Origin of the sequence: Pseudomonas gingeri (assembly GCF_013385425.1) — a bacterium.
Lineage (GTDB): Bacteria > Pseudomonadota > Gammaproteobacteria > Pseudomonadales > Pseudomonadaceae > Aquipseudomonas > Aquipseudomonas gingeri_D.
Window position 1 is genome coordinate 417,518 of sequence record NZ_JACAQA010000005.1, and the last position, 24,929, is coordinate 442,446.

23 protein-coding genes are annotated in these 24,929 nt (G+C 61.9%); 10 read left to right on the forward strand and 13 right to left on the reverse strand.

Annotated features, from left to right (window positions below):
* Positions 1 to 134 precede the first annotated feature (134 nt).
* Positions 135 to 623, forward strand: a complete 489-nt coding sequence (locus HX830_RS09660; protein ID WP_177099943.1) for an REP-associated tyrosine transposase — start codon at positions 135 to 137, stop codon at positions 621 to 623.
* A 243-nt stretch (positions 624 to 866) separates the two neighbouring features.
* Here the strand turns inward: HX830_RS09660 and HX830_RS09665 are convergent, their stop codons facing one another.
* Positions 867 to 2,390 carry a fumarate hydratase gene (locus HX830_RS09665; protein WP_100938784.1) on the reverse strand — a complete coding sequence of 508 codons (1,524 nt, stop codon included), beginning with the start codon at positions 2,388 to 2,390 and terminating at the stop codon, positions 867 to 869.
* A gap of 349 nt (positions 2,391 to 2,739) precedes the next feature.
* On the opposite strand from HX830_RS09665, the gene HX830_RS09670 reads away from it, so the two are divergent.
* Genes HX830_RS09670 through HX830_RS09680 form a run of 3 tightly spaced genes read left to right on the forward strand, consistent with a single transcriptional unit; the run spans position 2,740 to position 5,557 of the window.
* On the forward strand, positions 2,740 to 3,846 hold the full coding sequence (locus HX830_RS09670; protein WP_152738110.1) for a GGDEF domain-containing protein: 1,107 nt from the start codon (positions 2,740 to 2,742) through the stop codon (positions 3,844 to 3,846).
* Positions 3,839 to 4,777 (forward strand): iron-sulfur-binding ferredoxin reductase, encoded by a 939-nt coding sequence (locus tag HX830_RS09675; protein ID WP_152738113.1) that lies wholly within the window; start codon positions 3,839 to 3,841, stop codon positions 4,775 to 4,777. Before HX830_RS09670 ends, HX830_RS09675 begins: the two co-directional genes overlap by 8 nt.
* Before the next feature lie 30 nt (positions 4,778 to 4,807).
* On the forward strand, positions 4,808 to 5,557 hold the full coding sequence (locus tag HX830_RS09680) for an enoyl-CoA hydratase (protein WP_103496651.1): 750 nt from the start codon (positions 4,808 to 4,810) through the stop codon (positions 5,555 to 5,557).
* A gap of 3 nt (positions 5,558 to 5,560) precedes the next feature.
* On the opposite strand, the gene HX830_RS09685 is transcribed toward HX830_RS09680, so the two are convergent.
* The 3 genes from HX830_RS09685 to pyk all read right to left on the reverse strand — a co-directional run bounded on the left by HX830_RS09685 (position 5,561) and on the right by pyk (position 7,745).
* A complete protein-coding gene (locus tag HX830_RS09685) occupies positions 5,561 to 5,881 on the reverse strand; it encodes a hypothetical protein (protein ID WP_152738115.1) in 321 nt (106 codons plus the stop codon).
* Between the two features lie 25 nt (positions 5,882 to 5,906).
* Positions 5,907 to 6,095: a hypothetical protein gene (locus HX830_RS09690; RefSeq protein WP_152738117.1), complete on the reverse strand. Its 189-nt coding sequence runs from the start codon at positions 6,093 to 6,095 to the stop codon at positions 5,907 to 5,909.
* 198 nt (positions 6,096 to 6,293) lie between these two features.
* Complete coding sequence (pyk, locus tag HX830_RS09695) at positions 6,294 to 7,745, reverse strand: pyruvate kinase (RefSeq protein ID WP_152738119.1); 1,452 nt, start codon at positions 7,743 to 7,745, stop codon at positions 6,294 to 6,296.
* Positions 7,746 to 7,917: 172 nt separating this feature from the next.
* Here pyk and HX830_RS09700 point away from each other — a divergent pair, with 172 nt between their 5' ends.
* Both HX830_RS09700 and HX830_RS09705 read left to right on the forward strand, forming a co-directional pair.
* Complete coding sequence (locus HX830_RS09700) at positions 7,918 to 8,292, forward strand: tetratricopeptide repeat protein (protein ID WP_103496655.1); 375 nt, start codon at positions 7,918 to 7,920, stop codon at positions 8,290 to 8,292.
* Between the two features lie 238 nt (positions 8,293 to 8,530).
* Complete coding sequence (locus HX830_RS09705; protein ID WP_103496684.1) at positions 8,531 to 8,890, forward strand: PilZ domain-containing protein; 360 nt, start codon at positions 8,531 to 8,533, stop codon at positions 8,888 to 8,890.
* A 23-nt stretch (positions 8,891 to 8,913) separates the two neighbouring features.
* Here HX830_RS09705 and HX830_RS09710 read toward each other — a convergent pair whose 3' ends face one another.
* Genes HX830_RS09710 through HX830_RS09735 form a run of 6 tightly spaced genes read right to left on the reverse strand, consistent with a single transcriptional unit; the run spans position 8,914 to position 15,656 of the window.
* Positions 8,914 to 10,245, reverse strand: coding sequence for a DUF58 domain-containing protein (locus tag HX830_RS09710; RefSeq protein WP_177099945.1), 1,332 nt, complete (start codon positions 10,243 to 10,245; stop codon positions 8,914 to 8,916).
* Positions 10,246 to 10,258: 13 nt separating this feature from the next.
* Complete coding sequence (locus HX830_RS09715) at positions 10,259 to 11,275, reverse strand: AAA family ATPase (RefSeq protein WP_152738123.1); 1,017 nt, start codon at positions 11,273 to 11,275, stop codon at positions 10,259 to 10,261.
* On the reverse strand, positions 11,272 to 12,435 hold the full coding sequence (locus tag HX830_RS09720; protein WP_152738125.1) for a DUF4350 domain-containing protein: 1,164 nt from the start codon (positions 12,433 to 12,435) through the stop codon (positions 11,272 to 11,274). Before HX830_RS09720 ends, HX830_RS09715 begins: the two co-directional genes overlap by 4 nt.
* Positions 12,432 to 13,967, reverse strand: coding sequence for a DUF4129 domain-containing protein (locus HX830_RS09725; protein ID WP_152738127.1), 1,536 nt, complete (start codon positions 13,965 to 13,967; stop codon positions 12,432 to 12,434). Before HX830_RS09725 ends, HX830_RS09720 begins: the two co-directional genes overlap by 4 nt.
* Positions 13,954 to 14,934, reverse strand: coding sequence for a stage II sporulation protein M (locus tag HX830_RS09730; RefSeq protein ID WP_152738129.1), 981 nt, complete (start codon positions 14,932 to 14,934; stop codon positions 13,954 to 13,956). The genes HX830_RS09725 and HX830_RS09730 overlap by 14 nt, the downstream gene beginning before the upstream one ends.
* Positions 14,931 to 15,656: an RDD family protein gene (locus tag HX830_RS09735; protein ID WP_152738132.1), complete on the reverse strand. Its 726-nt coding sequence runs from the start codon at positions 15,654 to 15,656 to the stop codon at positions 14,931 to 14,933. The genes HX830_RS09730 and HX830_RS09735 overlap by 4 nt, the downstream gene beginning before the upstream one ends.
* A 171-nt stretch (positions 15,657 to 15,827) precedes the next feature.
* Here HX830_RS09735 and sbcB point away from each other — a divergent pair, with 171 nt between their 5' ends.
* Positions 15,828 to 17,264, forward strand: a complete 1,437-nt coding sequence (sbcB, locus tag HX830_RS09740) for an exodeoxyribonuclease I (RefSeq protein WP_177099947.1) — start codon at positions 15,828 to 15,830, stop codon at positions 17,262 to 17,264.
* 91 nt (positions 17,265 to 17,355) lie between these two features.
* Here the strand turns inward: sbcB and mvaT are convergent, their stop codons facing one another.
* A complete protein-coding gene (gene mvaT / locus HX830_RS09745) occupies positions 17,356 to 17,733 on the reverse strand; it encodes a histone-like nucleoid-structuring protein MvaT (protein ID WP_040070505.1) in 378 nt (125 codons plus the stop codon).
* 350 nt (positions 17,734 to 18,083) lie between these two features.
* Here mvaT and purU point away from each other — a divergent pair, with 350 nt between their 5' ends.
* Together purU and HX830_RS09755 are read left to right on the forward strand one after the other, a co-directional pair.
* Complete coding sequence (gene purU / locus HX830_RS09750; protein ID WP_103496663.1) at positions 18,084 to 18,932, forward strand: formyltetrahydrofolate deformylase; 849 nt, start codon at positions 18,084 to 18,086, stop codon at positions 18,930 to 18,932.
* 30 nt (positions 18,933 to 18,962) lie between these two features.
* Positions 18,963 to 19,160 (forward strand): hypothetical protein, encoded by a 198-nt coding sequence (locus HX830_RS09755; RefSeq protein WP_152738138.1) that lies wholly within the window; start codon positions 18,963 to 18,965, stop codon positions 19,158 to 19,160.
* On the opposite strand, the gene HX830_RS09760 is transcribed toward HX830_RS09755, so the two are convergent.
* A complete protein-coding gene (locus HX830_RS09760; RefSeq protein WP_152738141.1) occupies positions 19,150 to 21,039 on the reverse strand; it encodes a methyl-accepting chemotaxis protein in 1,890 nt (629 codons plus the stop codon). The genes HX830_RS09755 and HX830_RS09760 overlap by 11 nt on opposite strands.
* Before the next feature lie 304 nt (positions 21,040 to 21,343).
* The gene (locus HX830_RS09765; RefSeq protein ID WP_152738144.1) at positions 21,344 to 21,799 is read right to left on the reverse strand and encodes a DUF721 domain-containing protein; all 456 of its coding nucleotides are present in this window, start codon (positions 21,797 to 21,799) and stop codon (positions 21,344 to 21,346) included.
* Positions 21,800 to 22,106: 307 nt separating this feature from the next.
* Between HX830_RS09765 and secA the strand changes: the two genes are divergently transcribed.
* The gene (gene secA / locus HX830_RS09770; RefSeq protein WP_103496667.1) at positions 22,107 to 24,842 is read left to right on the forward strand and encodes a preprotein translocase subunit SecA; all 2,736 of its coding nucleotides are present in this window, start codon (positions 22,107 to 22,109) and stop codon (positions 24,840 to 24,842) included.
* Positions 24,843 to 24,929 lie beyond the last annotated feature (87 nt).

The following is a 24,929-nucleotide window of genomic DNA, read 5'->3' on the forward strand; positions in this document are numbered from 1 at the left end:
CTCGGTCCATGTAGGAGCTGGCTTGCCTGCGATGGCGGAGGTACAGACACATTCAGAACCAGAGCCATTTTTCATTTTTTCTTGTCGCGTACTAACTTTCCTGTGAACACCCACAATTACGGGAGGGCAATGGATTGCCCACGCCACCTCACTCCAGCCAACTGCGCACTGGACGCTATTCGCAGTCCGGGCAAATCTACCTTCTGACCGCTGTTATCGAGGACCGCAGACCGGTTCTCGCCGACTGGCAAACGGGCAGGTTGCTGGTGCAGCAATTTCGTCAGGCACAAGCCGAAGGCTTGGCCGACTCCCTGACCTGGGTCGTTATGCCGGATCACTTTCACTGGTTGATCGAGCTGAAAAGCAGCACCTTGTCGGAGTTGATGCTCGCGACCAAGTCGAGGAGCGCACGAGAGATCAATGCCCGACTGGGACGTTCGGGACGGCTTTGGCAAAAAGGCTTTCACGACCGTGCCATTCGCCGCGAGGAAGATTTGCTGGCCGTTGCCCGCTACATTATTGCCAACCCGCTGCGCGCTGGTTTGGTAAAGCGGATACGGGACTACCCATTATGGGATGCTATATGGCTGGAGGATGCCGATTACGAAGAGGTGCGGCGGTGAGCCTGGCATCGCCATCGCTGGCAAGCCAGCTCAGGCTTCTGGGTACGGCGATCTTTTGCGGTGGCGCACAAACTTTGTGGGAGCCGGCTTGCTGGCGATGGCGGACGATCAAGCACCGCAAGGCTCAAGGGCCTCATCGCCGGCAGGCCAGCTCCTACAGGTACCGCGTGTTCCCCAAGATCGCAGGCAATAAAAAAGCGGCCCGGATCAACCGGGCCGCTTCTATTCCTGCAACAAAAGCGCTTACTGCACTTCCACCGCCAGGCTGTCGTGGATCTTCTTCTGCCAGATGGCCGGACCGGTGATATGCACCGACTCGCCCTTGGAATCGACCGCGACCGTCACCGGCATGTCCTTGACCTCGAACTCGTAGATCGCTTCCATGCCCAGTTCGGCAAAGGCCACGACCTTGGATTTCTTGATCGCCTGGGCGACCAGGTAGGCAGCGCCACCCACGGCCATCAAGTACACGGCCTTGTAGTCCTTGATCGCTTCGATGGCGGTCGGGCCGCGCTCGGATTTGCCGATCATGCCCAGCAAGCCGGTCTGGTCGAGGATCTGCCGGGTGAATTTGTCCATGCGCGTTGCCGTGGTCGGACCGGCCGGCCCGACCACTTCTTCACGCACCGGATCAACCGGGCCGACGTAGTAGATAAAGCGACCCTTGAGGTCCACCGGCAAGGTTTCACCCTTGTTGAGCATTTCCACCATGCGCTTGTGCGCGGCGTCGCGGCCGGTGAGCATCTTGCCGTTGAGCAGGACGGTTTCGCCCGGCTTCCAGCTCTGCACGTCTTCCGGGGTCAGGGTGTCGAGGTTGACGCGACGGGCCGACGGACCGGCTTCCCAGACGATTTCCGGGTAGGCGTCCAACGGTGGCGCTTCCAGCGAGGCCGGGCCGGAGCCGTCGAGCACGAAGTGCGCGTGGCGGGTGGCGGCGCAGTTGGGGATCATGCACACCGGCAGGGACGCCGCGTGCGTCGGGTAATCCATGATTTTCACGTCGAGCACGGTGGTCAAACCACCCAGGCCCTGGGCACCGATACCCAGTTGGTTGACCTTCTCGAACAGCTCCAGGCGCATTTCTTCGATGCGGTTGGACGGGCCACGCTTCTTCAGCTCGTGGATGTCGATGGACTCCATCAACACTTCCTTGGCCATGACCGCGGCTTTCTCGGCGGTGCCGCCGATGCCGATGCCGAGCATGCCCGGTGGGCACCAGCCGGCACCCATGGTCGGCACCGTCTTCAGCACCCAGTCGACGATCGAGTCGGACGGGTTGAGCATGGCCATTTTCGACTTGTTCTCGGAGCCGCCGCCCTTGGCCGCGACGTCCACTTCCACGGTGTTACCCGGAACGATGGAGTAATGGATGACCGCCGGGGTGTTGTCCTTGGTGTTCTTGCGCGCGCCGGCCGGGTCGGCCAGGATCGAAGCGCGCAGGACGTTTTCCGGCAGGTTGTAGGCGCGACGCACGCCTTCGTTGATCATGTCGTCCAGGCCCATGGTGGCACCGTCCCAGCGCACATCCATGCCCACGCGCACGAACACGGTGACAATCCCGGTGTCCTGGCAGATCGGCCGGTGGCCGGTGGCGCACATGCGCGAGTTGATCAGGATCTGGGCCATGGAGTCGCGGGCCGCCGGCGACTCTTCCCGCAGGTAGGCCTCGTGCATGGCCTGGATGAAATCCACGGGGTGGTAGTAGGAAATGAACTGCAGGGCGTCGGCAACGCTCTGTATCAGGTCGTCTTGCTTGATCACGGTCATGGGTCGCGCTCCTCTATAAAGACGGGAACATGGAAATAAGGTGTTTGCGACCGGTTTGCATCTGGTCTGTCGAAAACATCTTTTGAGGCGGGCCGGGCACGCATGACCGGCACAAAATAAGGCGCGGCAGTATAACCCGCCCTTGAGCCCGGCACATCCGTCAGTGGTCAAACCAAGGTCGCAGGAGCGTCGGCACTTTTCTTGCGTCCTTATCTTGTCCTCTCGTCCAGATTAAAGTGTACGAGTGGCAAAAAATTGAATAGTTATTTTTGATCCAGATCACTAGAGTGGCAAGTGGCCTGTACGGGAAGGAAACCCCTTGAGCCCTCAGCGCAAAGTGAGTCAAAGATTGACCCATAAAGCCATACAGACTCTGTTACGCAAACGCTTTGCCCTGGCTGCCGGCACCTATCTACTGCTGTTGTCGCTGTTGTGGGTAGCGATTTTCACCGATAACTATGAGGCCAGCGTAACCACGGGCCTGATAGGCAGCGGCCTGGTGATTCTCAGCCAGGGCGTACTCGGCTGGCTGTTTATCAGTGGCCGCAACCGGCATTTTCGCGATCCCAGCCTGACCGAGCTGCAGGTGCTCATAGGCCTGGGTTGGCAGACCTACCTGATGGCCAACCTCGAACAGGCCCGCGGCGCCTTCCTGGTGTTTTATCCGTTGGTGCTGCTGTTCGGCATGTTTCATCTGCCGCAACGCAAGTTCGTGCGCTGTGCGGCGCTGGTGTTCTTCTCGTTTGCCGCGCTTAATCTCTGGGAGGGTTACCACTTCCAGTTGCCGGACCCGGGTCTGGCGTTGCTGCAGGTGTGCGTGCTGTTCGTCGTGTTGCTGTGGTTGTGTCTCTACGCCAGCTATGTGCAAGCCTCCCGTCAGCGTATGCGCCAGCGCCGCTTTGCCTTGCAGGCCCACCAGGACACCCTGCGCGGGATGATGCGCCAGTTGGAAGACCTGGTGGCGACCGATGAACTGACCGGGCTGTACAATAGACGGCATTTCCTGCGCCTGGCTTCCCGTGAACTGGAGCTGATGGACGCGGATGTGGTCCATGGCCTGGCCTTGATCGACCTCGATCATTTCAAGCGGATCAACGATATGCACGGGCATGCCGCCGGCGACCAGGTCTTGCAGGCGTTCGCCGCGGTGGCCATGGCCTGTGTGCGCGACGGCGATGTGCTGGCGCGCTACGGTGGAGAAGAATTCGTGTTGCTGTTGCCCAATGCCGATCCCGAGCGCCTGACCTCCTGTTGCGAGCGCTTGCGTCTGGCCTTTACCCAGGTGGAACTGATGGGGATGGCGGTGAGTAACCTGAGCCTGTCGGTCGGCATGACGCTGGTGGGAGTGGAAGACGACCTCGACGATGCCTTGCAGCGCGCCGACCAGGCGCTCTACCGCGCCAAACGTGACGGCCGTAATCGTTGCTGCGCGGCCTGGGAATACACCGATGCCTGAGCTGCGGGTGGGCGAACGGGGCTGGTCGGTGGCGGCCGGCAGCAACCTGCTCGATGCCTTGAACCAGGCAGGCGTGGCGGTGCCCTACAGCTGCCGGGCGGGCAGTTGCCATGCTTGCCTGGTACGTTGCGTATACGGCGAGCCGCAGGACAACCGGCCGGAGGCCCTGGCTTTCGCCCAGCGCGAGCGCGGCTGGCGGCTGGCCTGTCAGTGCCAGGTGCGCGAAGACCTCCAGGTCGAGGTCTTCGACCCGCGTCGTGACGGTTTGTCGGCAACGGTGGCTGAGCTGGAATGGCTGAGCCCGACGGTCCTGCGTCTGCGCCTGCTGCCCGAGCGGCCCTTGCGCTACAGCGCTGGCCAGCATCTGGTGCTGTGGACGGAACAGGGCGTCGCCCGGCCTTATTCCCTGGCCAGCTTGCCTGAAGAGGACCGCTACCTGGAGTTTCATCTTGATTGCCGGCAGCCCGGCGCCTTCAGCGATGCGGCGCGACAGCTTCAACTCGGCGCGCCGATTCGCCTGGGCGAATTGCGTGGCGGAGCCTTGCATTACGACCCGGACTGGCATACCCGGCCGCTCTGGTTGCTGGCGGCTGGTACAGGGCTGGCGCCGTTATGGGGAGTGTTGCGCGAGGCGCTGCGCCAAGGCCATGAGGGGCCGATCCGTCTGGTTCACCTGGCTCACGAAGGTGCCGAGCATTATCTGGCTTCGGCGCTGAATGAACTGGCCGTGCAGGTTCCCAACCTGAGCGTCGACTATGTGACGGGGGCCGAACTGCCGGACTTTCTGGCCAAACTGCGTCTTGTCTCCCGGCAAACCCAAGCTCTACTCTGTGGTGCCCCGGCGAGTGTCGAGGCGTTTGCCAAACGTCTGTACCTGTCCGGGCTGCCGCGCAATCAACTGTTGGCCGATGTGTTCGCGCCGCACGCCTGAGCGCCGGGTCCCCACAACAAGAGAGTTCCAATGACTGACGCGATTGTGCTGGAGCGCCAAGGCAGCCTGCTGACCTTGCGCCTGAACCGTGCTGACAAGAAAAACGCCCTGACCCGCGCCATGTACAGCCAGTTGGGCGAGGCGCTGCGGGAGGCGGATTCTGATCCCGAGATCAATGCAGTGTTGATCTGCGGCAGCAGTGAGTGTTTCACCAGCGGCAACGATATCGCCGACTTTCTCGAAGAGCCGCCGAGTGCTCTCGACAGCCCGGTTTTTGCCTTCATGCGTAGTCTGCTCGATTGCCGCAAGCCGGTGATTGCGGCTGTTGCGGGCCCGGCCGTGGGGATCGGTACGACGTTGCTGCTGCATTGCGACCTGGTGTATGTCAGCGCCGATGCCCGTCTGCGCATGCCGTTCGTCAATCTGGGGTTATGCCCTGAATTCGGCTCCAGCCTGTTGCTGCCGCGTCTGCTCGGTCATGCCCGGGCGGCGCAGTTGCTGCTGCTGGGCGAGGGCTTCAGCGGCGAGCAGGCGGCGACCTGGGGCCTGGCCACCGAGGCCTTGCCCAGTGGCGAGTTGGCGCTGGCCAAGGCGCGGGAAGTGGCGCTGCGCTTCGATCAACTGGCCTCGGCGGCGGTGCAGGTCAGCAAGCAATTGATGAAGGACCCGGATCGCGAGCAACTGCGCCAGGTGGTCGAGGCTGAAGCTGTGTTGTTTATCCAGCGGCTGCGCTCGCCCGAGGCGATTACGGCGCTTTCGGGTTTCATGACCCGGCGTTGAGCGTCAAGGTTTCCCGGACGACTTTGCTCGATGCCCGGGTTGCATGAGACTCGAATAGGCAGAGATCACCGACACCCACGTCAGCGCCAGTGCGCCGACCAGGATACTGTCCTTCTGTTCTCGCAAAATCCCCAGTTCGTGGGCGCTGGAAAAATAGGTCAGTGAACCCAGCGCGATGGCCGCCACGACTCCCTGGCAGGCGGTGATGATAATCACCGCGTGGATCAGTTCCGCGGGTTTTCGGTAATACAGGGATCGTCCCAGATAGAGGGCGATAAGAATCAGGCCGGCGATAATCGAATAAGAGGTCTGTTCCAGTGTCATGGCACCCTTCCTTGGGTCGGTAGTGTCAGGTGGGTGTTGTGACCCATAATCCGGCCAGGGCGCCCAGCAGCAAGCCTGCCAGCAGTGCACCTCCCATGTTGGGGAAGAGCATGCCGGCCAGGCTGGCGCCCCCCAGTGTTGTGGCGATCATCTGGATGTCCATCATCCGGCTGAAGGGGGGGCGGGTGATGGGAGGACAGTTTCGGTCTTTCATAGCGCTTCTCCTTGCCGAGGCTTTGGTGTGCATCCGGCGGTCAAGTGACAAGGCTAGCCTGTCAGCTGATCTATGTGCCGACACTACAGTGAAAAAAGAAAAAGCCTACACGGCCTCCGCGGCGGTTTTTCTCCCAGGCATGAAAAAGCCCCGTCCTCTTGCGAGAGGCGGGGCTTTTTTACGGCTGGGTTGCGAGGATCAAACCAGTGGGTCGCCCACGTGCAGGATCTTCATGCCGTTGGTGCCGCCGATGGTGTGGTAGCTGTCGCCCTTGGTCAGGATGACCCAGTCGCCTTGCTCGACCACGCCGCGCTTGAGCAACTCGTCCACGGCAGCCTGGCTGACTTGCTCGGGCGGCAGCGAGGCCGGGTCGAACGGTACGGTGTAGACGCCACGGAACATGGCCGCGCGGGCCTGGGTTTCACGGTGCGGGGAAAACGCGTAGATCGGTACCGAGGAACGGATCCGCGACATGATCAACGGCGTGTAGCCGCTTTCGGTCAGGGCAATGATCGCCTTGACGCCCGGGAAGTGGTTGGCGGTGTACATGGCCGCCAGCGCGATGCTCTGGTCGCAGCTTTCGAAGACCTTGCCGATACGGTGGCTGGAGGTCTTGCTGGTCGGGTGCTTTTCAGCGCCGACGCAGATACGCGCCATGGCCTGCACCGCTTCCAGCGGGTAGGCACCGGCGGCACTTTCGGCCGAGAGCATCACGGCGTCGGTGTAGTCCAGTACGGCGTTGGCTACGTCGGACACTTCGGCGCGGGTTGGCATCGGGTTGAGGATCATCGACTCCATCATCTGGGTCGCAACGATCACCGCCTTGTTGTGGCGACGCGCATGCAGAATGATTTTCTTCTGGATGCCCACCAGTTCGGCGTCGCCGATTTCCACACCGAGGTCACCACGGGCAACCATCACCGCGTCGCTGGCCATGATCAGGCCGTCGAGGGTTTCGTCGTCGGCCACGGCTTCGGCACGTTCGATCTTCGCCACCAGCCAGGCGGTACCGCCGGCCTCGTCGCGCAGCTTACGGGCGTATTCCATGTCGGCGGCGTCGCGTGGGAAGGATACCGCGAGGTAGTCCACTTCCATTTCTGCGGCGAGCTTGATGTCGGCCTTGTCTTTTTCGGTCAGGGCCGGGGCGGTCAGGCCGCCACCGCGACGGTTGATACCTTTGTGGTCCGACAGCGGGCCACCGATCAACACCACGCAGTGCAGCTCGGTGTCGGTCGCGGTTTCAACGCGCATGACCACGCGGCCGTCGTCGAGCAGCAGTTCGTCGCCGACGCCGCAATCCTTGACCAGGTCCGGGTAGTCGATACCGACGACCTGCTGGTTGCCCTCGGTCAGCGGATGGCCGGTGGAGAAGGTGAAGTGATCACCGACCTTGAGTTCGATACGTTTGTTGGCGAACTTGGCGATACGGATCTTCGGGCCCTGCAGGTCACCCAGCAGCGCGACGAAGCGCCCGTGCTTGGCCGCGAGGTCGCGCACCAGCTTGGCACGAGCCTTGTGCTCGTCGGGAGTACCGTGGGAGAAGTTCAGACGGGCAACGTCCAGGCCAGCGAGGATCAGCTGTTCGAGAACTTCCGGCGAGTTGCTGGCCGGGCCCAGTGTGGCGACGATTTTAGTACGACGAACGGACATGCAGAGACTCCTGAGTTCAAGCGCAGCGAAAGGCTACTATGCTCCTCTGCTGTAGTCATTGTTCATTTGCACTACTTTTCAGCGAATGATTTTTTTCGAATAGGTTGTTTGGCGAACACTCTGGAGATTTTCGCCAGCGGGTCGATACACTAGCAAGAACAGGAGACCCCCCATGCGAATTTTGCTCGTTTTAGCCCTGGCAGCCAGTGTGGTCGGTTGCACCCGCTGGTCGATGGACAGCCATCTGAACAATGCCTATCGGTCCTATGATCGCGGCAACTGTGAAGACGTCATGCTGCAGTTGTCCAAGGTTGACCGTGAGAGCCGTACCCGGCAGTACATCCAGCCGGAAGTGTCGATGCTGCGCGGCCAGTGCCTGGAGCGCCAGAAACTGTTCGTCGACGCGATACAGACCTATCAGTTCATCCTCACCCAATACCCTTACAGCGAGTATGCATACCGCGCTCGGGCGCGCCTGGAAACCTTGCGCCAGCTGGGACACGCTGAGGGGGCAATGCCGGCTCAGCCGAGTCCCGCCGCTTTGTAGTTCGCCGCTTTGTCATGATGGTTGAAATATCAGCTGGCTCTCTGCCAGCTTTGCGCTAGTCTTTGAGTGTATGGTTTCAGTTTTATCAATTCTTTTGAATTGAAAACCATGGCTCGGTAGATGTTTGCGACAAGGCGATTTGCCGTTATCGCGCCGAGGCCAAGGGAGAGCAGGACCGTTCGTCTGCTCCGAAGCATTAGCGCAGCCATGCTGAATGGCCTATACAGCGATCATTGCCATGCCTACTGACCGTCGAATCGAGCGGCATCAACTGCCTTATTTTCTGCAAGTGTTCAATCGTTATACCGGCAAGCCCATTGGCTACCTGGGCAATGTCTGCGAAGAGGGGCTGATGTTGATCAGTCAGTTACCCTTGCTGGTCGACGCCGAGTTCGAGCTGCAACTGAAGCTGCCACTCAGCGATGGCACCCAGCAAATGATTGATCTGACCGGCCGCTGTCTGTGGTGCCATGAGGAGACCACTCCCGGTTATTACGACTCGGGGTTTACGCTGGGTGAGTCATCCCCTGAGTATCTGCAACTGGTGGCGGCGTTGCAGCACTACTTCAGCTTCCATCCGTTGGAGGCTTCCGCTTAGCGCGGGACTTCAGGGCTGGGGTCCTAAAGGGTTCCGGCTCTTTTCCAACTCAGATAGCGGCTGACCAGATCGGCCCCGAGTTCGCTCGGGCGGGCGTCGAGTACCGGTACGCCGTGGGCGGCCAGTCGTTCATGAAGAGTGGCCCGGGCATTCAGGTAATCTAAGGTGCCGCAGTAGGCCAGGGCTTCAGGCAGGGTCTGTACCGGCGCCTGGCGCAATTGGTCGAGCACTTCTTCCCTCAGGCTGGCCACCAGCACCCGATGTTGGCGGCCAAGACGTTTGACGGCGGTCAGCAGTGCCTCATCGTCGTCATCGCGCAGATTGGTCACCAGTACCACCAGGGCCCGGCGTTTCTGTCGGGCCAGCAGTTGGCTGGCGGCGGCCTGGTAGTCCGCCGGGCGCTGGGTGCTGTTCAGGTCGTAGACACTGTTGAGCAACACATTGAGCTGACCCTGGCCCTTGACCGGGGCGAGAAAGCGCGGCTGCTCGCCGGCAAAGGTGCACAGGCCCACCGCGTCGCCCTGGCGCAAGGCCACATAGCTGAGCAACAGGCAGGCGTTGAGGGCATGGTCGAAGTGCGCGAGCTCACCGTCCTGGCTGCGCATCCGCCGCCCGCAATCGAGCAGGAAGACGATCTGCTGGTCGCGCTCATCCTGGTATTCCCGGGCAATCGGCGTGCGTTGCCGGGCAGTGGCTTTCCAGTCGATCTGACGCAGGCTGTCGCCTTCGCGAAATTCGCGCAACTGGTTGAATTCCAGGCCCAGGCCGCGACGCTGGCGTTGGCGTACGCCGAGTTGGCTGAGCCAGTTGTCGACGGCCAATAACTGGGCGCCATAAAGGCGGGCGAAATCCGGGTAGACACGGGTCGCATCGGCCAGCGCCAGGTAGCGTCGCTCGGACCACAGGCCCAGCGGGCTGGGCAGGCTGACTTCGCAACGCGCGTAGCGAAAATGGCCACGGCTCAAGGGCCGCACGCGATAGCTCAGCTCGCTGCCTTCGCCCGGTTGCAAGGTGATGGCTTGGGGCAGGTTGGCGAACGCCAGTCCATCGGGAACGTGATCGAAGAGCTGCACTCGCAGGGGCGTGGGGTGGTCGTGACTGAGTTCGAGGTGCACTTCGCCCCAGCGTCCCAATGCCAGGCTGCCGGGCAGCTTGCGTTTCACGTGCGGCGAGGGCAAGCGCCTGAGTCGAGCCCCATCCAGCAGGCTCAACAGCAGCAAGGCCAGCAGCAAGCCCCAGCCAATCGAGCCAAGGCGCTCGGGCAGCTCGACGCCCAGGGCCCCGAGGGTGCCCAGGCCAATGCCCAGCGCCAGCAGGACGCCCAGCCAGATCAACAGCAGCCGTGAAGGTCTCATGGACGCGCGGGCCTCACTGGCGCGGTGCCGGGACCTGGTCAAGCAGTTGCTTGAGCACCTGGTCGACCGACAGCCCTTCGATATCCAGCTCGGGGGCGATTCGCACCCGATGCCGCAGTACGGCCAGGGCGCAGCCCTTGATATCGTCCGGGATCACGAATTCACCGCCGCGCAGCAAGGCTCGGGCCCGGGCGCCGCGAACCAGGGCAATGGAGGCCCGCGGTCCGGCACCGAGGGTCAGGCCCGGCCAGCTGCGGGTGGCCCGGGCCAGGCGCACGGCGTAGTCGAGGACCTGCTCGTCCAGCGGCAACTCGCTGGCGATCCGCTGCAAGGCCAATACATCCTTGGCCTGCAACAGAGTGCGCAGGGGTTGTACTTCGAGCATGTCGGCCTTGGTCGAGCGGGTCACTTGGCGGACCATCTCCAGCTCCTGCTGGGCATCGGGGTAGTCCATGCGCAGCTTGAGCATGAAACGGTCCAGTTCGGCCTCGGGCAGCGGATAGGTGCCTTCCTGTTCGATCGGGTTCTGGGTGGCGAGCACCATGAACGGCTGGGCGATGGGCAGGGCGCGACCTTCGAGAGTGACCTGGCGTTCCTGCATGGCTTCGAGCAGCGCCGCCTGGGTTTTCGCCGGGGCACGGTTGATTTCGTCCGCCAGCAGCAGGTTGGTAAACAGCGGGCCCTTGCGCAGCTTGAACTGTTCGGTCTGCAGGTCGTAGACCGCATGGCCGGTGACATCGCTGGGCATCAGGTCGGGGGTGAACTGGATACGGGCGAAGTCGCCGCCGAAGCAGCGCGCCAGGGCCCGCACCAGCAGGGTCTTGCCCAGCCCGGGGACGCCTTCGAGCAGCACATGGCCGCCGGCGATCAGTGCGGTGAGCACGTCGTCGATCACCCTGTCCTGGCCGATCAGCACCTTTTGCAGTTCGTGGCGCACCGCCTGGGCCAATTGGCTGGCGCGATGGCGCTGCTGTTGGGCATGGGCCTCGGCGTCAACCGGGCTGGTCGGTTCGGCTTGTTGTTCGCTCATAGGGCATTCCTGAGGGTTTGCAGGTGGGCGACCTGGCGACTGAAGTCGACGCTGGAAAGGCGTTGCCTGGGTCGCGGGCGCAAGGCCTGGCTGATGGCGCTGGTGGGTTGGCGGGTCAGGCGCGCGAGCACCTGCCATTGTTCGGCAACGCCGAGTCGTTCGAAACCGGGGTGACGCTTGCGGGCCCGGCGCAGGATGTCCTGTTGCAAGGCCTGTAGCAGGGCTTCATGGCCGCTGCGACGGAGCAGGAAGTCGGCGCTGGCCCGCAGGTGTTCCTGCAATTGTCGGCGCGCCCGGGACGCCGGGGCCTGCAGCGGTCCCTGGCGCAGGCCGACATGCCACAACCACAGGCCGAGGAGGGTGGCGAGGGCGACCAGGGCCTGGGGGAAGTAGCGCCACAACAGGGTGAGCAGGTTGTCGTGGTCGGTATTGAACAGCAGGGTCACGTCGCTGTCCTGGGCCAGGTACCAGAGCAGCCAGGCGTTGTCGTAACGGCCGATGGCGTGGTTGGTCCAGAGGTCGGCGTCGGTCAGCACGGTGACCGTACCGGCGCCGTACTCCAGTTGCATCAAGTGGGTGGAGGTGGCGCTGTTGGCCCAGGATTGCGCCAGGTTCTTCGGGTCGGACAAGTGGAACGCGGTGTCGAAACTGAAGTAGGCCGGAGCGTCTTCGTCTTCCAGGTACATGCGGGTCAACAGCGGGTAACGCTCGTCTTCCGGTTCCGGGCCGTCGCCCTTGAGGTCCTTGCTCAGCAACTGGTGCAACTGCACGCGGTCGAGCAGCAGGTCGCCACTGCTGCCGGTCTTGGGATTCCACAGGGCCTCGGCGACGAACAGCAGCCGTCCGCCGGCCCGGGCCCAGTTGAGCAACTGGTCGGCCTGGCGCGGGGTCATGTTCGAGCGCTCGCCCAGCAGCATCAGGTTCTGCCCGCGCGGGTCGAGGCCGGGCAGGATATCCAGGCTGTTGGCATGGGTGACTTTCAGGCCACGCTGGCGCAGAAACTGCTCGGCGGCCAGGTAAGGGTTGGCGCGGGCTTCGGGCGAAGGGCCGTGATCGATGACCTCTGTGTAGGGTGTGGCCTTGTGATAGAGGTAGAGGCCGACGCCTGCGAGTACCACCAGCAGTGCCAGGCCGATCAGCCAGGACAGGCGCCGGTTCATCGGACGGCTCCCGGACCGAACAACTGTCGCCAGTTTTCGCACAGCGCCTGTTGCTGGTGGGCTGTTGGCAGGCGATGGCCGTAGGCGAGGTTCTGCCAGTGGCGGGTCAGTTCCTGGCTGAAGGCCAGCAGAGCGGGTTCCGGTAACTGACCGAGCCGTTCGAGGACCTGGCCTTCGGTATCGGCGCTTTTCAAGGGCAGTTGGTAGTCATGCAGCAGGCGGCTGAGCAGGCCACGGTAGAGCAGGCTCATGGCTTCGCGCGGCTGCTGGGGCCAGAGGGCCTCGGCGCTGGCGGCGATATCACCGGGCAAGCTGTCGATGTCCAGCGCCAGGCCGAACAGTTGCGGCGTGGCGCTCGGGACGGCTTTGGCCCGTGGCTTCGGGCGCCGGCCGACAAAGGTTTGCAAGCCATTCCGATAGCGCCAGGCCAACCAGGCCAGCAAGCCGAACAGCGCCGCCCAGAGCAGAATCTCCAGGCTTTGGGCGAGTGTGCCGACGATACGGCTGTCAAAACGCTCCAGCAGGGCCTTCAGCCAGCCGGAAGAGGCTTTGTCGCCAGTCTTGGCGGACGCTTCGCCCAGTCGCCAGCGGGTGACGGTTTCCGGGTTCTTGAACGGCGGTGCCTGCAACTGTGCCTTGATCGCGTCCTGGGAGGCCTGGCTGGTCAGCGGTTGCTTGAGCAGCCTTGGTGTGTCTGGTGCCGGTGGTTCGGCGGCCATGACCGGTGACGCGAAGGGCATCGACAACAGGCCGACGCCGAGCAGCAGTGCGGCGACCACCGGCAGCAGGCGCTGGCGCAACTGGCGGAAAATCAGTTCGATATCCCAGGCTTCCAGCACGGTCCTGCGGTTGAGGTAGAGGCTGAAGCCGCAGGCGATATAAATCGGCTCCCAGAGGATCAGGATCAGCGCGTAGAAGGCGTTGCTCAGGTGTTCCAGCCAGAGCCACTGGTGCTGGGCGGCGAACAGCAGTTTCTGCCAGTGCCAGTCGATATCGATCTGCCGGGGCAACAATAGATAGAACACCGCCATCAGGCCGATCCACAGGACATATTCCAGATGCGCGCCGATCAGTGTCAGCCAGCGCGCCGCGCTCAGGCTCTGGGGCAGGAGTACTCGCAGGCGCTGCTGGCGGGCCTGGCCGTCGAGGCCTTCGAGTTGTTGCACCGGCAAGGTGAAGCTGCGGCTCAGGCTCAGGCGCCGCCAGGTCAGGCTCGCCAGCAGTTGTGGCTTGAGCAGGCGCGGCCAGGCCTTGATTGTCTGTTTCAGGGTGGGTGTATCGCCGAACAGGGCCGTGGACAGGATGTACAGCGGCAAGCGCTCGAATGCCGGTTTCAGCCACCAGAACAGCAACAGGGCGATGGAGGGATGTTCCCAGAGCAGCAGGCTCAGGAGGGCGAAGACCGGCAAGGTGACCAGTGCCCAGGAACCCATCAACAAGCCGCGATGTTGCTGGGCCAGCAGCACGCCGAGGTCCATGGCTTCCCAGGTGCTGCGGGGGCGAATGGCAACGCTGGCGTCAGTCAGGCGCATGCTGGCTCCGTCCGGCCAACAGCAGATAGGCGCCCACCAGCAGCCAGAGCCCCGCGCCCACCGTGTATTTGAGCCGTGGCGCGAGATGGCTCATGGACGACCAGTAGGCTTCGATAAAGGCGGCGATCAGCAAGAACAGGATCACCCCGCCGACCATCTGGATACTTTTCTGCGCGTTCAGGCGCAGGGCCTCGCCACGGGACAGGCGTCCCGGCGCCACCAGAGCCCAGCCCAGTTGCAGGCCGGCGGCCCCGGACAGGACGATGGCGGTGAGTTCGAAGGCGCCGTGGCCGATGACAAAGGACCAGAAGGTCTGCCCGTAGCCGATCTGGGTCAGGTGACCGGCCACCGCGCCGATGGTCAGGCCGTTGAACAGCAGGAAGAACAGGCTGCCGAGGCCAAACAGCAGGCCACCGGCGAAGGTCTGAAAGGCAATGCCGATGTTGTTCATGATGTAGTAGCCGAACATCACCCAGTTTTCACTGGAGGCTCGCGCGACGGTGCGCCCCAGGCGACTGGCGGCGGGGTCGTACATGGCTTGCATATCGGCGACCTGCTGCGGGCTGACGATGCTGTAGACCAGGTCCGGAAACAGATAGATCAGCAGGCCGGTCAGCCCCAGGCTGGCGAAGAACAGCACGCCGGCGACCAGGACGAACGGCCATTGTTCGCGCACCAGGCGGGGGAAACCGGCGAAGACGAACCCCAGCACCGAGGCGCCGAGGTGGCTGCGATGCCGATAGAGCTGCTGGTGCCCACGCAAGGCCAGCTGTTGCAGGGCATCGACCAGATGGCTGCTGTAGCCGCGTTCCTGGGTCAGGGCCAGTTGTTGGCACAGGCGGCGGTAATGGGCTGGGAATTCGCGCAAGTCGGTGGCTTTCGCCTTGCCGCGCTCCATCTGCTCGAGCCATTGGGCAAAACGTTGCCACTCGGGCTGATGGCGGCTTTCAAAGAGGCTCTGTTTCATAGCGGGCCCAGCAGTCCGTGGGCAATGCCGTTCAATTCAGCCGCGGCCCGGGAGGCCGGCACGCCCAGGGGCGTGGCCAGCAGCGCCGCGAGTTCGCGGGTGCGTTCGGCGCTGAGGTCGCCCTGGCGTTCGGCGAAACTCAGCACGGCGCGTTGTTCCGCCAGATGCAGGATGAAGGGCGCGCTACGGGGTGTCGCCTGGGGCAGGCTGGGACGCGGCAACGGCTGTTCGCGATAGACCACCAGCGTGCCGCCGGCCAGGTCGCCGAGGCGCTTGAAAGTCGGGTGTTGCAGGCAACTGACTGCGCCGAGGAAATAACCGAACGGCAGCATGTCGACAAAACGCAGCAGGTTACGGGTCAAGGAAGCGGCCCAGCCGATCGGCGTGCCGTCATCATGCACGACCCGCAGGCCCATCATCTGCTTGCCCGGCGAGCGGCCTTGGTTCAGCACTTCGAACAGCACCATGTACCACCAACTGACCAGGAACAGCACGATCGAGCCGAGACCCAGGCCCAGCTTGCCCAGCAGCATCAGGCTGCTCAGCAGCACGCCGAGCAGCACGCCGCGCACGCCCAGGTCGATGGCGAACGCCACTGCCCGCACGGGCAGGCCGGCCGGACGCAGGGGCAGGTCGATACCTTCCGGGGTTTCGACGCGATAGTGGGTGTCCAGGGGTGTTTGCAGCGCAGTCTTCCTTTTCGGTGCTGAAATCGACGACAAGATGGCCGGTCCTTGCGGACAGAGGCCCGATCCTAGCCAGCGGCGCCTGGCTAAGCAACTTAACTCTGTAATGAACGGTATCGAAGTTGCTGCGCCCAGTTGTTACGGGATGCTGGTCCGAGGGGGCGCTGAGCGCCTAGACTGCGTCGGTCTTCTGTTCAGGAACCCGCCGTGACCTCCATCTTCTGGTACGACTACGAAACCACCGGGATCAACCCGCGCTCTGATCGCGCCTTGCAGGTGGCGGGCATCCGTACCGATGCCGAGCTCAACGAGATCGATGAGCCGGTCAACCTGTATTGCCGGCCCAGCGAGGATATCCTGCCGCACCCGGCGGCTTGCATGATTACCGGCATCACTCCGCGGCAACTTGCCACGCAGGGCTTGGTCGAGGCCGACTTCATGACCCGCGTGCACGCCCAGTTGTCCCTTCCGGGGACCTGCGGTGCTGGCTACAACACCTTGCGTTTTGACGACGAAGTCACCCGTTACAGCCTGTATCGAAACTTTTTCGATCCCTATGCCAGGGAGTGGCAGGGTGGCAACAGCCGTTGGGACCTGATCGATGTGGTGCGGGCGGCCTATGCACTGCGTCCGCAAGGCATCGTCTGGCCCGAGGAGGACGGACGGGTGACCCTCAAGCTCGAGCGCCTGACCGCGGCCAATGGCATTGATCATGGTCACGCCCATGAAGCCTTGTCCGATGTGCGTGCCACCATTGCTCTGGCGCGGTTGATCCGCGAGAAACAGCCGAAGTTATATGACTGGCTGTTTCAGTTGCGCAGCAAACAGCGGGTCATGGATCAGATTCGTCTGTTACAGCCGATGGTGCATATTTCCGGACGCTTCTCGGCCGCGCGTCATTACCTGGGGGTGGTCCTGCCGTTGGCCTGGCACCCGCGTAACCGCAATGCCTTGATTGTCTGTGATCTATCCCAGGATCCGCAGCCGTTATTCGATCTGGATGCCGAAACCTTGCGCCAGCAGCTGTACATCCGTCATGAGGCGCGTGCCGAAGGACAACTGCCGGTGCCGCTCAAGTTGATTCATGTCAATCGTTGCCCGGTGGTGGCGCCGCTAAAGGTATTGCGTGGCGAAGACCAGAAACGTTTGCAGTTGGACATGGCGCTTTATGAGGCGCGCCGCCAGCAACTGAGTGAGGCCCAGGAAGTTTGGCGGGATAAAGTCCAGGCCCTTTATGCCGGCGAAGATTTTGCCCCCAGCGAGGATCCGGAGCAGCAGTTATACGATGGCTTTATCGGCGACCGCGACCGGCGTTTGTGTGAGCAAGTTCGCAGTGCGGAGCCCGAGCAGTTGGCGCGCGGGCAATGGCCTTTCGATGATGAGCGGTTGCCGGAATTATTATTTCGTTACCGGGCACGCAACTTTCCCACCAGCCTGAGTGAAGAAGAGCAACAACGTTGGCGGACATTCTGCCGACAGCGTCTGACCGAGGCGGCGTGGGGCGCGCCGAATACCCTGGCGGATTTTACCGAGCACCTCATGAAGTGTTTGCCGAATGCAACACCAGCGCAGCGTCAGGTACTGGAGCAGTGGCAGGACTATGCACACTCTTTGTGCGCACGCTTTAACGTGACGGTCGGTTAAACACGCCGACGATTAAATTGCGGACAATAAAAAAACGCCAGTGAACTGGCGTTTTTTGTAGGTCGCGAATAGCGTCCGTGACCGGCCTGGCTTAGCCCAGCAGGGTAGCCCAGCCTTCAACCACGTCGCCGCCCCACTTGGCTTTCCACTCTTTCAGAGTCTTGTGGTTGCCGCCTTTGGTTTCGATCACTTCACCGTTGTGCGGGTTTTTGTATTGCTTGACCTTGCGTGCGCGCTTGGTGCCGGTGGTTTTCACGGCGCCACGTACGGCTTTGCCAGCTTTGGCCTGTGGGTCCAGGATGTTGATGACATCTGGCAGCGCCTTGTTGTACTCGCCCAGCAGAGTGCGCAGTTTGCTTTCGAATTCCATTTCTTTTTTCAGGGCACCGTCTTTTTCCATGGCGGCCATTTGGGCTTGCAGTTCTTTGATGGCTTCCTGGGTGGCGTGGTATTTCTGGATCAGGGACATGGACACTACCTTATGTTGAGTCAGGACGACAGGGGTACAGTGACGCAATAGTAGTCAGAGTATTTGAGCAAGTAAACATTTAATAGGTGGTTTATTGCATTTAATTTGAAACTTAGGTGTGTCCTTGTCGCCGACTTAGATGTTTTTGCTGCGCGAGCCAAGAGCCGTCTTGTTGTGACGATGTTTGAATTATCGGCGCGCTGCGTCGCGTCACTCGGAGAAAGCCCACTACAAGCGAGGGGAGAAACGGGTGCCGGGACAGGAGTGGGCCGGCGGTGCAACGAATACTGCAGTTTTTTCCCGTACTGGCTAGAATGGCGACCTTTGCGAAGTTCTGGAGTTCTCCCCCCATGCGCACTTTCCGGCTGGTGATTGCCTGCCCCGACCGCGTTGGCATCGTTGCCAAAGTCAGTAACTTTTTAGCGTCTTACAACGGTTGGATCACCGAAGCGAGTCACCACTCCGACAACCTCAGTGGCTGGTTCTTCATGCGCCACGAGATTCGTGCTGACAGCCTGCCGTTTGGTCTGGAGGCCTTTCGTGAGGCATTTGCCCCGATCGCCGAAGAATTTTCCATGACCTGGCGCATCACCGACACCGAGCAGAAGAAGCGCGTGGTGTTGATGGCCAGCCGTGAGTCCCATTGCCTGGCGGACCTGTTGCACCGTTGGCACAGTGACGAACTGGATTGCCAGATCGCCTGCGTGATTTCCAACCACGATGACCTGCGCAGCATGGTTGAGTGGCACGGTATTCCCTACTACCACGTGCCGGTGAACCCGCAGGACAAAGAGCCGGCGTTTGCCGAAGTCTCACGCCTGGTCAAACATCACGAAGCCGATGTGGTGGTACTGGCGCGCTACATGCAGATCCTGCCGCCGGCACTGTGCCGCGAGTATGCGCATAAGGTCATCAATATCCATCACAGCTTCCTGCCATCGTTCGTCGGTGCCAAGCCTTATCATCAGGCGTCCCTGCGTGGCGTGAAGTTGATTGGGGCAACTTGCCACTATGTAACCGAAGAGCTGGATGCGGGGCCGATCATCGAACAGGATGTGGTCCGTGTCAGCCACAGTGATAGCATCGAAGACATGGTGCGTTTCGGTCGCGATGTCGAGAAGATGGTGCTGGCCCGTGGCCTGCGTTATCACCTGGAAGATCGTGTGCTGGTGCATGGCAACAAGACCGTGGTGTTCTGACAGCCCGTTGACGGGCCTGGAGTTGTGGCGATGAGCGATCCACTCGACAAGGCAACCTCCAAGGCGCCGCCGACCGTGGGTGAGGGCTGTCTGAGCCGTTACGACACCGACGCAATGACTCCTGAAGACGGCACCGAGTTTCCCGGTGCCGCCGAACTCTGGCAGCAGTTGCAGGAAGAGTCCGAAGCAGACAAGCCCGCAGACTCTTCTGCGTCGCTTAAATCCTGAAACTGCCCACCAGCTGCTTCAATCGCGCAGCCTGCTGTTCCAGGTCGGTACAGGCCCGCAGGGTTGACTGCAGGTTCTCCACACCTTGCTGATTGAGGGTGTTGATCTCGGTGATGTCCACGTTGATCGACTCGACCACCGAGGTTTGCTCTTCGGTGGCCGTGGCGACGGATTGGTTCATGCCGTCTATCTCGCTGATCCGCTGGGTCACGCTGCTCAGGCGTTCGCCGGCCAGGTTGGCGATTTCCACACTTTCCAGGCTGTGGCGCTGGCTATGGCCCATGGTGCCGACCGATTCTCGGGCGCCAACCTGCAATTCTTCGATCATGGTCTGGATCTGCTGCGCCGATTCCTGGGTGCGATGAGCCAGGTTGCGCACCTCGTCCGCGACCACCGCAAAGCCGCGTCCGGCCTCACCGGCCCGGGCCGCCTCGATGGCGGCGTTGAGGGCCAGCAGGTTGGTTTGCTGGGAAATACTGGTGATCACTTCGAGAATCTGCCCGATATTCACCGTCTTGCTGTTCAGCGACTCGATGTTGGTGCTTGATGTGGCAAGCATTTCCGACAACTGGTGCATGGCCTTGATGCTGCGCTCCACCACCTGCTGACCGTCCGTGGCCAGGCCACGGGCGTCGCTGGCCTGATTCGAGGCCTGGGCGGCATTGCGGGCAATTTCCTGGGCGGCGGCACCCAGCTGGTTGATGGCCGCGGCGACGCTGTTGGTGCGACTGGCCTGTTCATCGGAGTTGAGCATCGACGAGTTCGAGGCGCTGACCACCCGCAGGGCCACTTCGTTGACCTGTTGGGTTGCCGAGGAGACTTCGCTGATCGAGGTGTGGATGCGTTCGACGAAACGGTTGAAGGCGCTACCGAGGATCCCGAACTCGTCCTGGGACTCGATCGTCAGGCGCCGGGTCAGGTCGCCTTCGCCGTCGGCGATATCCTGCATGGCACGGGTCATCACGTGCAGCGGTTGCATCAGCGCACGGATCAACAGGCCGAGCAGGGCGATGATGATCAGTACGGCGATGGTGGTGGCGATCACGGCCGAGCTGCGGAAATTGCTCAGCATCGCAAAGGCCTTGTCCTTGTCCACGGACACGCCGACATACCAGCTTACCGAAGATAAACCCTTGATCGGGGCGAAGGCGACGATGCGCGTCTTGCCGTTGGCCACGGTTTCGCTGATCTCGTTGCCGATGCGCGGGGTGTCCTGGGGATAGGCGTCGCTGAGGCTTTTCATCACCAGGGCCTTGTCCGGGTGCACCAGGATCTTGCCATCGGCGCTGACCAGGAAGGCGTAGCCGTTACCGTCGAAACTCAAGGCGTTGAGGCTGTCGGCAATGGCTTGCAGGCTCAGGTCGCCGCCCACCACGCCGATGCTCTGGCCGGCCTTGCGCACGGTGTTGACGATGGAAATCACCAACTGCCCGGACGCCAGGTCGATATAGGGTTCGGTCAGGGCCGAGCCGCTGCTGTTCTCGGCACTCTTGTACCAGGGGCGGGCGCGGGGGTCGTAGCCGTCGGGCATCTTGCTGTCCGGACGGATCATGAAGCTGCCGTCCTTGTTGCCCAGGTAGGCGCCCATGAAGGTCGAGGTGATGGCCTTCTGTTCCAGCAGGTTGGAGACGTTGGCCGGGTCGGCATTGAGGGCGACCGACTGGGACAGGTTTTCGATCAGCAGGCTGCGGCCGGTCAGCCAGGTCTGGATATTGTTGGCGGTGACGCCCCCCATCTCATGTAGATAACTGTTGAGGTCATCGCGGATTGCATTGCGTTGCAGGTAATCGTTGTACAGCGTGAAGAGCGCAAAGGCCGCGAGTACGATCAGCGACGCGGCCAGCAGGATCTTGTGACTGAATTTGAGGTTTTTGTTCATGGCGTTCAAGGTCCGCTGAAGTTTTGGGTGTCCAGGTAGGCGATGGCCGGTGGTGCGCGCTGGGCAGCGTTGAACCTAAGCTGTTCCTCTGCTCCTTGGGGGCTCTTCTTGGGGGAAAGCCGGATTGTTGTTTTGATTGTTTTCTGGGTTGTCCTCTTGCTATCGACTGAGTCGGCGCAAAGATTAACCAGGGCAACTGCGTCCCGCCGGACGGATAGCCCTGGCGGGTTTCTCGGGATGGAGCGCGCTGAAGCCCTCCAGGAACAGGCGATCAGGTCGTCGGGGAGGCGGCGAGGCCGCCGGTTCAGGTCTTGGGCTTGGCGTGGCTGGCCAGGCGCTCCAGGGCGGCGCGCAGGTTCGGGTCGCTGATGCCGTCGGCGGTGTCCTGGATGGTTTGCGCTGCGCTCACCGACAAATCCATGGTGTGGCCCACCGCGCCCTGGGGCACGGTCGGCGGCTGCACCTTGAACAGGATGCGGGTCAGGCTCTCGAACACCTCGAACGCCTGTAATTGCCGTTGCAGGCGTTTTTGCTGGTAGCGCAGGCGGGTCGCCCAGTGCCCGTCGGTGACGATCAGCAACAGGCTGCCTTCGCGCCACGACGCCACGTGGCAGTGCTCGCGGGCGGCGGGTTGCAGTTGGCTTTCCACCAGGCGCTGCAAATGCGCAAGGCGTTGGGCATGGCCGAAAATGGCTTTCAGCGGCTTGGCTTCGCGAAGCAGGGCGGCGGGAGCCCGGGCCGTGAGGGGGCGAAATGCCATGGTTCAGACACCTGAAGAAACAGAGTCGCCATGGTAGCAGAAGCGCCCGCTCTGCCCGCGGCCATTGATGTGAATCGTCTTTGGCCCTAAAGTCCGCGGTTAACGTCTGCACTCGATGGCTTGAAGTTCGGGAAAAAGACCTTATTTTAGAGTGGCCCCGTCACAGCGCTGTGCCAGCATCGTGGATTAACGCCACTTTCCTCACCATCGTTTCCGGGTAGAATACTCGTTCGCATGCGGCCATGAGGGCTGCTCGGGCGACTCACGGGGCCGCCCTCCATCCCTATGTGTGGAAGAACCTGCCGATATGTTTGCGCCTTTGTTAAAGAAACTTTTTGGAAGCAAGAACGAGCGTGAAGTCAAACGCATGCTCAAGACGGTACAGATCGTCAATGCCTTCGAAGAGCAAATGGTGGCCCTTTCGGACGAGCAGTTGCGTGCCAAGACCGGAGAGTTCAAGGCCCGCATAGCCCAAGGTGAGACCCTCGACACACTCCTGCCCGAAGCCTTTGCGGTCGCCCGCGAAGCCGGCAAGCGGGTCATGGGCATGCGCCACTTCGACGTGCAGTTGATCGGCGGCATGACCTTGCACGAAGGCATGATCGCGGAAATGCGCACCGGCGAGGGTAAAACCCTGGTGGCGACCCTGGGCGTTTACCTCAACGCGCTGTCCGGCAAAGGTGTGCACGTGGTCACGGTGAACGACTACCTGGCCCGCCGCGACGCCAACTGGATGCGCCCGCTTTATGAATTCCTCGGCCTGACGGTCGGCGTGGTCACGCCGTTCCAGCCGCCGGAAGAGAAGCGTGCCGCCTATGCCGCCGACATCACCTATGGCACCAACAACGAATTCGGTTTCGACTACCTGCGCGACAACATGGCGTTCAGCATGGAAGAGAAGTTCCAGCGCGAGCTGAACTTTGCCGTGATCGACGAAGTCGACTCCATCCTGATCGACGAAGCCCGCACCCCGCTGATCATCTCCGGCCAGGCCGAAGACAGCTCGCGGTTGTACACCGAGATCAACAAGCTGATCCCGCGCCTCCAGCTGCACGTCGAGGAAGTGGAAGGCGTGGTGACCAAGGAAGGCCACTTCACCGTCGACGAGAAGACCCGTCAGGTCGAGCTCAACGAAGCCGGTCACCAGTTCATCGAAGAGATGCTGACCCAGGTCGGCCTGCTGGCCGAGGGCGAGAGCCTCTATTCGGCGCACAACCTGGGCCTGTTGACCCACGTGTATGCCGGCCTGCGTGCCCACAAGCTGTTCAACCGCAACGTCGAATACATCGTCCAGGAAGGCCAGGTTGTCCTGGTGGACGAACACACCGGCCGGACCATGCCCGGCCGTCGCCTGTCCGAGGGCCTGCACCAGGCCATCGAGGCCAAGGAAAACCTGAATATCCAGGCTGAAAGCCAGACCTTGGCCTCGACCACCTTCCAGAACTACTTCCGCCTGTACACCAAGCTGTCCGGCATGACCGGTACCGCGGACACCGAAGCATTCGAGTTCCACCAGATCTACGGCCTGCAAGTGACGGTCATCCCGCCGAACAAGCCATTGGCGCGCAAGGACTACAACGACCTGGTGTTCCTCACTGCCGAAGAGAAGTACGCGGCGATCATCACCGACATCAAGGAGTCCCTGGCCCAGGGCCGTCCGGTGCTGGTGGGTACGGCGACCATCGAGACCTCCGAGCACATGTCCAGCCTGCTCAATAAGGAGAACATCGAGCACAAGGTCCTGAACGCCAAGTTCCACGAGAAGGAAGCGGAAATCATCGCCCAGGCCGGTCGCCCTGGCGCCCTGACCATCGCCACCAACATGGCCGGTCGCGGTACCGACATCCTGTTGGGCGGTAACTGGGAAGTCGAAGTGGCGGCCCTGGAAAACCCGACGCCTGAGCAGATCGCCCAGATCAAGGCCGACTGGCAGAAACGCCACCAGCAGGTGCTCGAGTCGGGCGGCTTGCAGGTGATCGCTTCCGAGCGTCACGAATCCCGTCGTATCGACAACCAGCTGCGCGGTCGCGCCGGTCGTCAGGGCGACGCCGGTTCCAGCCGTTTCTACCTGTCCCTGGAAGACAGCCTGATGCGTATCTTCGCCTCGGACCGGGTGAAGAACTTCATGAAGGCCCTGGGCATGCAGCCAGGCGAGGCGATCGAGCACCGCATGGTGACCAACGCCATCGAAAAGGCCCAGCGCAAGGTCGAAGGCCGCAACTTCGACATTCGCAAGCAACTGCTCGAGTTCGACGACGTCAACAACGAACAGCGTAAAGTGATCTATCACATGCGCAACACGTTGCTGGCCGCCGACAATATCGGTGAAACCATCGCCGACTTCCGTCAGGACGTGCTCAACGCCACCGTCAGCGCCCATATTCCTCCACAGTCGCTGCCAGAACAGTGGGACGTGGCGGGTCTGGAAGCGGCCCTGCAGAACGATTTCGGCGTGCAACTGCCAATCCAGCAGTGGCTCGACGAGGACGATCACCTGTACGAAGAGACCCTGCGCGAGAAGCTGCTCAGCGAGCTGCTGCTGGCGTACAACGAAAAAGAAGAGCAGGCCAGTGCCGAAGCGCTGCGCACCTTCGAGAAGCAGATCGTGCTGCGTGTGCTCGACGACCTGTGGAAAGACCACCTGTCGACCATGGATCATCTGCGCCACGGCATCCACCTGCGTGGTTATGCGCAGAAGAACCCGAAGCAGGAATACAAGCGCGAGTCGTTCACCCTGTTCTCCGAGCTGCTGGACTCGATCAAGCGCGATTCGATTCGTGTCCTCTCCCACGTCCAGGTGCGTCGCGAAGATCCGATCGAAGAAGAAGCGCGCCTGCGTCAGGAAGCCGAAGCCCTGGCCCAGCGCATGCAGTTCGAGCACGCTGAAGCCCCAGGCCTGGATGCGCCGGAAATCCTCGGTGAAGAAGTCGATGTCGCCCTGGCCACCGCGCCGGTGCGCAACGAGCAGAAGCTGGGCCGTAACGAACTGTGCTACTGCGGTTCGGGCAAGAAGTACAAGCACTGCCACGGTCAGATCAGCTAAGGTCTTTACCGGATACTGAAATACCTGCGCCGCGACCGGCATTAGCCGTCGCGGCGTTTTTCCATTTGAAACACTGCCCTTGTGACG